General features: G+C 53.2%; 6 protein-coding genes. All 6 read left to right on the plus strand.

Annotation, left to right across the window (positions count from 1 at the left end; translation table 11 throughout):
* Positions 1-1,564: FtsX-like permease family protein (locus FBQ85_20795; GenBank protein ID MDL1877577.1), on the plus strand; the 1,564-nt coding region annotated here is incomplete at its 5' end.
* A 56-nt stretch (positions 1,565-1,620) separates the two neighbouring features.
* The gene (locus FBQ85_20800; protein MDL1877578.1) at positions 1,621-2,070 is read left to right on the plus strand and encodes a nuclear transport factor 2 family protein; all 450 of its coding nucleotides are present in this window, start codon (positions 1,621-1,623) and stop codon (positions 2,068-2,070) included.
* A gap of 49 nt (positions 2,071-2,119) precedes the next feature.
* Positions 2,120-3,094 (plus strand): polysaccharide deacetylase, encoded by a 975-nt coding sequence (locus tag FBQ85_20805; GenBank protein ID MDL1877579.1) that lies wholly within the window; start codon positions 2,120-2,122, stop codon positions 3,092-3,094.
* Positions 3,095-3,096: 2 nt separating this feature from the next.
* The gene (locus FBQ85_20810; protein MDL1877580.1) at positions 3,097-3,588 is read left to right on the plus strand and encodes a DUF4440 domain-containing protein; all 492 of its coding nucleotides are present in this window, start codon (positions 3,097-3,099) and stop codon (positions 3,586-3,588) included.
* 83 nt (positions 3,589-3,671) lie between these two features.
* The gene (locus FBQ85_20815; GenBank protein MDL1877581.1) at positions 3,672-6,113 is read left to right on the plus strand and encodes an FtsX-like permease family protein; all 2,442 of its coding nucleotides are present in this window, start codon (positions 3,672-3,674) and stop codon (positions 6,111-6,113) included.
* A 90-nt stretch (positions 6,114-6,203) separates the two neighbouring features.
* Positions 6,204-8,615 (plus strand): FtsX-like permease family protein, encoded by a 2,412-nt coding sequence (locus FBQ85_20820; GenBank protein ID MDL1877582.1) that lies wholly within the window; start codon positions 6,204-6,206, stop codon positions 8,613-8,615.
* The last annotated feature ends 850 nt before the right edge of the window (positions 8,616-9,465 follow it).

Genomic DNA, 9,465 nt, shown 5'->3' on the forward strand with positions numbered 1-9,465 from the left:
TCATAATTGGCAGAAATTCGACGGCAAATATATTTTCGTTTTTTCCCTGCTCGCCGTTTTCGTGCTCCTCATTGCCGCCATCAATTTCATGAATCTCTCCACCGCCCGTTCCTCCAGCCGTTCGAAAGAAGTGGGCGTCCGAAAATCCGTCGGCGCGCATCGTCTCCAGCTTGCGCGGCAGTTTCTGGGCGAGTCAGTGATTCTCGCTTTCATCGCGCTGGCGGTTGCCGTGCTCCTTGCCGAAGTGGCGCTGCCGCTGTTGAATACGATCAGCCGCCGCTCGTTGGAATTGAATTTGTTCAGCGATCCCGCGCTGTTGCCCGGCATGATCGGCTTTACGTTTTTGCTGGGCCTCGTTGCCGGCATTTATCCCGCGCTCTTTCTCTCTTCGTTTCAAGCGGTCGAAGTTTTGAAAGACAAAACGCCCGCCAGCGGCCGCAAAGTGATGCTGCGTAACGTTTTGGTGGTGGCGCAATTTGCCATCGCCATCGCGTTGATCGTCGGCACCGCCTTGACCGTGCAGCAATTTCGTTTTATGAAAGATCGCAATCCCGGTTTCCAGCGCGATCAAATCGTGTTGCTCAAAATGAACGGCACGAGCAACAATAAGTATGATTTGTTGAAAGAAGAATTTTTGCGCAACCCGGCGGTGCTTGCCGTCACAGCCTCGGGACAGCGGTTGGGCAACAACATTCATCAGAACAGCGCGCGCACGCGGGGTGACAGTGCCGAGATCAGGCTCTCGCCTTCGCATTTGCACGTGACGCGGAATTTCATCGAATTTTATGGCTTGAAAATCGTCGCGGGCCGCGCGTTTTCAGATGAAATTCCCACGGACAAACGTTTCGCTTATATCGTCAACGAAGCTTTGGTGAAAGATCTTGGGTGGGACGATCCGATTGGCAAACAGTTCGGCGTGAGCTGGGAAGACACGCTGGGCACGGTAATCGGCGTCGTCAAAGATTTCAACTTCAATTCCCTGCACCACAAGATTCAGCCACTTTATATCAGCAGCCAGGATTGGGGTTATGATGAAATGTCGGTCAAGATCAGTCCGCAGAATTATGCAACGGCGCTCGGCCATCTCGAAAAGGTTTGGAATGAACATGTGCCTGATCGGCCGTTTCAATACATTTTTCTCGACGAGCATTTTGAAACGCTTTATCTCGCGGACAGGCAAGTGAGCCAAATCGTGGGCGTCATTGCCGGCCTGGCGATTTTCACCGCGTGCCTGGGTTTGTTCGGCCTCGCCGCGATCACGACGGAGCAGCGCACGAAAGAGATCGGCATTCGCAAAGTGCTGGGCGCGTCGTTGCTGAATTTGATCACGCTGCTCGCCAAAAATTTTGTGCGGCTGGTGTTGCTCGCTTTTCTCATCGCTGCGCCCGTGGCTTATTTCATCATGCAAAACTGGCTGCAAAATTTCGTTTATCGCATCGCTATCGACTGGTGGGTGTTTCTGTTTGCCGGCGGGATCGCGCTGGTGATTGCGCTGGCCACCGTAAGCACGCACGCCCTTAAAGCCGCGCTGGCAAATCCGGTGGAAACGTTACGATATGAATAATTAAGGGATCGCGGACTTTCCAGTCCGCGATCATCGCAAAACAAGAGGAATCAACCATGAAGATTCTAGTCAAAACAATTTTTCTCACCATCATCATGTCTGCTTTTTCTCTTCACGCCCAAACCGCAGCAGATTCCGCTGCGATCAAAAAAGCAGCGTTGGATTACGTCGAAGGCTGGTATGAAGGCAACCCCGAACGCATGGAGGCCGCGGTGCATCCCGAGCTGGCGAAACGCATCGTGCGTGCGGATCAAAACGGCAGAAGCCGGCTCGATCAAATGAGTGCGATGACGCTTGTGCAAGGCGTGAAACGCGGCGGCGGCAAGAATACCCCGATCGGCGAGCAGCAAAAAGACGTTTTCATCCTCGACATTTATGAGAACACCGCCAGCGCCAAGGCCATCATGTCTGGTTGGATCGACTACATGCATCTGGCCAAATGGAACGGCGAATGGAAGATCGTCAACGTGCTGTGGGAGTTGAAGCCGCAAAAGAAATCACCATGATGCCTGATGATGAATTATCAGGTTAAGAGGCAAGCCGGCGAATCCGGATTTGACCATCTTTAGGTGGTTTTCGACTTTTAGCCTGATGTTTCAACAGCAGGCGGAGATTTTTATGACAAGAAATTGCCGAATTTTTCTGATGTGTTTGTTTCCCGCCCGAATGCTCGCCGCGCAGGAAATCGCGCTGACTTTTGATGACGCGCCGATTGCGGATGGGTTTTACTTCACGGGCGCTGCCAGAACGGAAACGCTCATCACCAAACTCAAAAATCAAAACGTACCGCAAGTAGCTTTTTATTGCGTCTCAACCCGCGCGGATTCGACAGGAAGGGCGCGACTGCGCAGATACGCCGAGGCCGGGCACATCATCGCAAATCATTCACACTCACACACGCGCATTCAGCAGCTCGGCGCGGCCGGATATATTCAGGATGTTTTTAAGGCCGACGCGATCTTGCGCGAGCTGCCGGGGTTCAAACCCTGGTTTCGCTTTCCCTTTCTCGACGAAGGCCGGACCATCGCGGATCGCGACGCCATTCGCAAGGCGCTGAATGAGCGCGGTTATTTCAACGGCTATGCCACAGTTGACAATTATGATTGGTATTTCGACCGTCTCTTTCAAGCCGCGCTGCGCGAGAAAAAGAAAGTTGATTATGAAAAACTTGAGCAGCTTTACCTCGAGCATCTTTGGCAAAGCCTCAGCTTTTATGATCAAATGGCGCTGGCGGCACTCGGCCGCTCGCCCAAGCACGTTTTGCTGCTGCATGAGAATGATCTCGCCGCCTTGTTCGTCGACAGCTTGATCGAGTTTCTCCGCGCCAAAGGCTGGAAGATCATCTCGCCGGCGGAGGCTTATCAAGATTCGATTGCGACGATGATTCCCAATGTTCTCCTGAACAATCAAGGCCGAGTTGCGGCACTGGCCAAAGCGAGCGGTTACACGGGAAAATTTTCACAAGATTCCGAGGATGAGAGGTTCCTGGAAAAATTATTCGAGCAACAACGAGTTTTTCAAACGGAGTAGCAATGAACAAAAAGTCTATTTTGACCTGCGGCCTGATGGCCGCTTTCTGGCTTTGCGTTTGCCCAAGCTTTGAAGCGGTTCTGTCACAGCAGTCCGCCGATGAGCAAAAAGCCATCGATGCACTTGTGCAGATTTCCACACAATTTTCGGCGGCTTATATGAAGGGCGATGCTGAAAAAATGGTTTCGCTCTATACCGACGACGCCGTCATCTTCCCTGGCAACAGCGATCTCATTCGCGGCAAGGAGGCCATCAAGAAATATTGGACGCTGGCGCCGGGCCGAACCATCACGCATCACAAAATCACGGCGAGTGAAATCAAAATTACCGGTGACTTCGCTTATGACTACGGTTATTTCGAAATCAGCGGAGACAACAACGGTCAAGCCTGGGGCCCGAATTACGGCAAATATCTGATCGTGTGGAAGCGCGGCAGCGACGGCGCCTGGAAAATGCATTTGGATATGTGGAACAGCCGGCCAAAGCCGGATTAGAACGATTGCGAATTGAGGATTTCAGATTGCGATTCTCCGGGTAGTTATGCCTCCGCAATCCGCAATCCGCAATGGAGAGACCTGTGCTCAAGAACTATCTCAAGATCGCCCTGCGCAATCTGGCGCGGCAAAAAGTGCTGACGTTTATCAACGTCTTCGGCTTGTCGGCCGGTTTGGCGTGCTTCACGCTGTTCATGCTCTACGCGGTGAATGAATTCAGCTTTGATCGTTTGCATGAAAAGTCCGATCGCATTTTCCGGGTTTATCGCTGGACTGAGGCCATGAGAGGCGACGATGCCGAGGGCGATCCGTATATGCCCATGCCTCTTGGTCCGGCGATGAAGCACGATTTTGCCGACGTCGAAAATTTTGTGCGTTTTCGCGAGGCGTGGGGCAAAGATTTTATTCGCGCAAACAACAGCGTCAGCCGCATCGGTGTCACCTTTGCCGATCCGCAGGTCTTCGAAGTGTTTTCCTTTCGCTTGCAGCGCGGCGACCCGACGACGGCCCTGCGTGAGCTGCGCAGCATCGTGCTGACGGAAAAAAACGCGCAGAGACTTTTTGGAGAAGATGATCCCATCGGCAAAACTGTGGAAATCAAACTGGAAAAAGAATTTGAGGCATTCACCATCACTGCAATTGCCGAAGACCTTCCGGCAAATTCTTCCATTCAATTCGAAGCGCTGGCCAATTTTGAATTCTTGAACAATACTGCCTGGGGAAAGCGCTCGCAGGACAATTGGTTTCGCTCGTCGCTAAGCACCTTCGTTTTGCTTCGCCCAGGCAGCACACTGGCGAACGAGGCGCAACGCCTGCTTGCTTTCCGCCAAAAATATTATCCCAACGAAGAGGCAGATTTGCGCAAACAAGGATTCTGGACCGGCGAGGGCGCGCCGATAACCTATGGCCTGCAACCGCTACGTGCCATGCACACCGACACGCGCATCTGGGGCGGCCCCACTGCGGCCATCGATCCCAAAACCGTTTGGATTCTGCTGGCGATTGCCGCCGGGGTGCTGCTCATCGCCTGCATCAATTTCACGACGCTGGCCATCGGGCGCTCGGCGGGGCGCGCGCGTGAAGTCGGCATTCGCAAAGTCGTCGGCAGCCAGCGCAGGCAGTTGGTGTGCCAATTCCTGGTTGAGTCATTGCTCTTGAGCATCATTTCCGCGATGATCGGACTGGCGTTGGCGCAAATGCTTCTGCCTTTCTTCAACAATCTCTCCGGCAAATCGCTGCAATTGTCCCAGACGCTTTACCCGGAAATCGGGTGGCTTTTTTGCGGGATGACTTTATTGACCGGACTTTTGGCAGGAAGCTATCCTGCGCTGGCATTGTCCGGTTTCCTGCCCGTGGAGGTATTAAAAAGCAAAGTCCGGCTTGGCGGCTCGAATCTCCTCACCAAATCCCTGGTCACGCTGCAGTTTGTGCTCTCGGTCGGCTTGATTGTATCCACGCTCACGATTCTACAGCAACTGCGTTTCATGAGATCAAAGTCGCCGGGCTTTAACAAGGAGAATGTCGTGGTCGTTGATGCCGATGGTGTCGATGCCAAACGCATTTATCCATTATTCCGCCAGGAAATCATCTCGCGGCCGGAAATCGCCGGTGTAGCCGCATCGGAGTTGGGGCTTGGCGCGGGCAAAGGCTGGAGTCGTTCGGGCTGGGATGACAACGGCAAGCACTATGAAGCCTATGAGTATTTTATCGATGAGAACTATCTTGCCGTGATGGATCTGCAATTGCTTGCGGGGCGCAATCTCAATCCGGCCATTGCGGCGGACAGCCACACCTCGATCATCGTCAATGAAACATTTCTTAAAGCTTTTGGCTGGACAAAAGAGGAGGCAATCGGCAAGCGATTGTCCGGCTATTCTGAAGATGCCGAGCGTCTACCAACTGTTATCGGCGTAGTGAAGGACTTTCATTTTCGATCCTTTCACGAAGAAGTGCGGCCGCAGATGTTTCATGCCTTTGCCGACTACACGCCGCTGAAGTTCTTTGTCCGCATCCGGCCCGGCGACCCGGCAGCGGCGCTGCAGGCGATGCAATCTGCCTGGCGCAATGTCGTTCCCAATTTGCCTTTCACCCATAGTTTCCTCGATGACGATCTCGATGCTTTTTACAAGTCCGAGGCGCGCTGGGGCGCGATTATCGGCTGGGCAGGCGGCATTGCGATCTTTCTGGGTTGCCTGGGATTGTTCGGTCTGGCGGCACTCGCGGCGGTGAATCGCACAAAAGAGATTGGGATTCGCAAAGTGCTCGGCGCTTCGATTGCCGGCATCATCGGCTTGCTCTCGAAAGACTTCGTCAAGCTCGTACTCGTCGCTTTCGTCATTGCCACGCCGCTGGCTTATTTCGCCATGGACAAATGGCTGCAAGATTTCGCCTATCGCATCGACATCAGTTGGTGGATGTTCGCATTGGCCGGCGGCATCGCGTTCGCTATCGCGCTGTTCACGGTAAGCATGCAAGCCCTCAAAACCGCGCTGGCGAATCCGGTTGAGGCACTGCGTTATGAGTGAATCGATTGCGGATTGGGGATTTCGGATTATGGAATAAAAAACCAGTCAGGCATCCCAAATCCGCAATCCAAAATCTGAAATGGAGAAGCCATGTTCAAAAACTACCTCAAAATCGCGCTGCGCCATTTGAAGAAAAACGCCGTGTATTCCTCCATCAACATCGTCGGTTTGGCAGCAGGCATGGCGTGCTGCATTTTGATCACGCTTTATGTTTTGCATGAGTTGAGTTACGACAAATTTCATCAAAATGCCGAACGGATCTTCCGCGTCCAGCTCGATTTGGATTTGAACGGCGTTTTGTATAAAGAGCCTTCCATTCCATTTCCCGCGGCCGTAGCATTTGCCCGCGATTTTCCAGAAGTCGAAAAGGCGATGCGTTTCTATCGCAATGACGACTTCCCATTGCTCGAAATCGACGACCGCAAATTCATTGAAGAAAGATTTTTCTTCACCGATCCCGCCGTCTTCGAAATGTTCGATTTTCCCTTAATCAAAGGCGATGAGAAAACCGCATTTAGCGAGCCGAACAGCGTGGTGCTCTCGGAAGATATGGCGCGCAAATATTTCGGCGAGGCTGATCCGCTCGGCCAAACACTGCGTTATCAAAGACAATTCGATCTGAAAATCACTGGCGTGATGAAAAACGTTCCCAACAACGCGCATTTCAAGTTCGACTTCCTCGCGCCGCTGCAATTTCAGTTGAACCTGTGGGAAAGCCAGGCTGGCCCGAGCGGGCGCCACAACCAATGGTTTTGGACCGGCGCATGGACTTATCTTTTATTGCCCGAAGCGCGCGCCGCACAAAGCCTGAAAGAAAAGTTTCCGGCATTCGTCACGAAATATTTTCCCGACCGCATCAAAGGCGGCCTCACGCTTTCGCTACAGCCGTTGACGAGCATTCATTTACACTCGCGCCTCGACAACGAAATCCAGCCCAATGGCCACGTTTTGTATGTCTACATCTTTTCGGCCATCGCGCTGCTGATTCTCGTGATTGCTTGCATCAACTTCGTCAACCTTTCCACCGCGCAATCCGGTACGCGCGCCAAAGAAGTCGGCGTGCGCAAAGTCGTGGGCGCGGAAAAATCGCAACTCGTCGGCCAAATGTTGGGCGAGAGCATCATCGCCGGATTGGCGGCCGTGCTGCTCGCCGTCGTCATCGTCGAGTTGCTTATGCCCGCGTTCAACCGACTCACCGAACGGCTATTGGAATTCAGTCTTCTGGGAAATTGGACCGGGCTTCTTCTCATCTTGAGCTTGGCGCTGCTGGTGGGAGTGTTGTCCGGTTTGTATCCGGCGTTTTTCTTGTCGCGCTTCAATCCCGTGAGCATTTTCAAAAGAACAGTCGCCGTGAGTGGGGGTAACGAAACATTTCGCAAAGTGCTGGTGGTGGCGCAATTCGCCATATCGATCGTGCTGATCATCGGCCTCGGCGTGGTGCATCGCCAATTGCGATTCCTGCAAGAAAAAGAATTGGGCTTCAATAAAGAACAAGTTTTGTTCGTCAAAGCGCGGCCGGCGGTGAATGCGAAATTTGAAACATTCCGCAACGAGCTCCTGAAAGACCCCGGCATTCTCAACGTGGCCGGCACTTCGAATATTCCCGGCCAGGGCGCATTCGGCTATCGCTTCGTTCCGGAAGGCGGCTCCATCGACAAGCCGGCGATGCTGCCGCTGCTGCTCATCGATTATGATTTTCTCGAAACCGCCGGCATTAAAATCAAGCAGGGGAGAGGCATGGCGCGAACTTCACCGTCGGATCAAGCCGAGGCTTTTCTGCTGAATGAAAAAGCCGCGGCCTCGCTGGGCTGGAAAGACGACGCCGTCGGCAAGAAGATGCAGCTCTTTGCGCCAGGCAAAAATGAAATCGGCAAATCGGGCTATATCGTCGGCGTGATTCAGGATTATCATTTCGAGTCGTTGCACCACGAGATCAAGCCCCTGGTTTTGACGTATGCGGGCTGGCCTGATTATTACGCCGTTAAAATCGGCCCGGGCAATTTCGCCGAGCGCCTGGCCACGCTTGAAAGCACGTGGAAAACGTTCTCGCCGGATTGGCCGCTGGAATATTCTTTTCTCGACCGCAAGCTGGAACAGCTTTACGGCGGCGAGCAAAAGCTGTCCCAGGTGATCAATTATTTCACCATCATTGCCGTGATTCTCGCATGCCTCGGTTTGTTCGGACTGTCATCGTTTGCCGCCGAACGGCGCACCAAAGAAATCGGCATTCGCAAAGTGCTCGGCGCGACAATCACCAGCGTCGCCGCGTTGCTGTCAAAAGATTTTGTCAAGCTCGTGTTGTTCGCCAACTTCATCGCTTGGCCGATTGCCTGGTATGCGATGAATCGCTGGCTACGGGACTTTGCTTATCGTATTGAAATCGGCTGGTGGGTGTTCACGCTTGCAGGCGGAATAGCTTTGCTGATTGCTTTATTAACTGTGAGCACGCAAGCCATCAAAGCGGCGCTGGCGAATCCAGTTGAAGCGCTGCGGTACGAATGAAGAAAGTGCTTGAGGCGGAGAGCAAGGAGCAAGACACAAAATTTTAAGCGCCTTGCCCTCAGCCTCGGCTCTGGCGTTTTCCCAGCCGCGGTCAGAGTATTATCCCGCACCTCATTGACCAGCCGCTCGCTTTTCAGAGACAAACGCGATGATTTCAAGCAAACGCGCATCACTGGCATCGATGGGACTCCACGCGCTGTTCCACCGCCGACCGTCCTCGAAATCGATGGTAAAGACGGTTTCGATGCGATTCGGATTCCGATACGCAGGGAAGCGCTTGACCTGGATCTCCTGAATATCGGCATAGCTATGGCGCGTTTCCGAAAACGACGGCAGATCATTGATGATGATTTCGGAATGGCCAAAAATGATGTAGAAATCCAACGCAAAGGCAAGATAAGCCGCGCAGAGCGCACCGATTATGGTGAACAATTTTTTCCCAAGCCGCTGGCTGTCGAAACCATAATTGAGATTCTGGTAAAGCAGATACTCGGCAAACTCCTGTTTCAACAAGCGTTGTAAAATCCACGAAACCGGGATATTGGCGGCCATCAGCCCGAGAAATCCGGCGGGTATGACCCACACCAGCCAAAACGGCTTCAGCACAAACGGCGCGCCTTCGAATGGCTTCACCTGCTGCGCGGCCAGGGCGCTTAAAACCTCATAGCAAACGTAGCCCAGCAGCGGGACGAAGATAAAAATCAGAATCATCGCCACCCAATCCCAGCGCGCATACTTCTCGCGCAGCAGTTCCAGCGTAAGCGGGTGAGCCTCCGCCGGCAGCTTGTACGGCATGAATTTGCTGATCAGCCACAACACCAGCGGCAGGGCAATGCCTAAAGCGATGCTT

This window comes from Cytophagia bacterium CHB2 (genome assembly GCA_030263535.1).
Taxonomy (GTDB): Bacteria; Zhuqueibacterota; Zhuqueibacteria; order Zhuqueibacterales; family Zhuqueibacteraceae; genus Coneutiohabitans.

What these genes read in the sequence shown, in the direction of transcription:
- FBQ85_20800 (MDL1877578.1), top strand. Translation starts at nt 1,621, where the DNA reads ATGAAGATTCTAGTCAAAACAATTTTTCTCACCATCATCATGTCTGCT.
- FBQ85_20810 (MDL1877580.1), top strand. Translation starts at nt 3,097, where the DNA reads ATGAACAAAAAGTCTATTTTGACCTGCGGCCTGATGGCCGCTTTCTGG.
- FBQ85_20820 (MDL1877582.1), top strand. Translation starts at nt 6,204, where the DNA reads ATGTTCAAAAACTACCTCAAAATCGCGCTGCGCCATTTGAAGAAAAAC.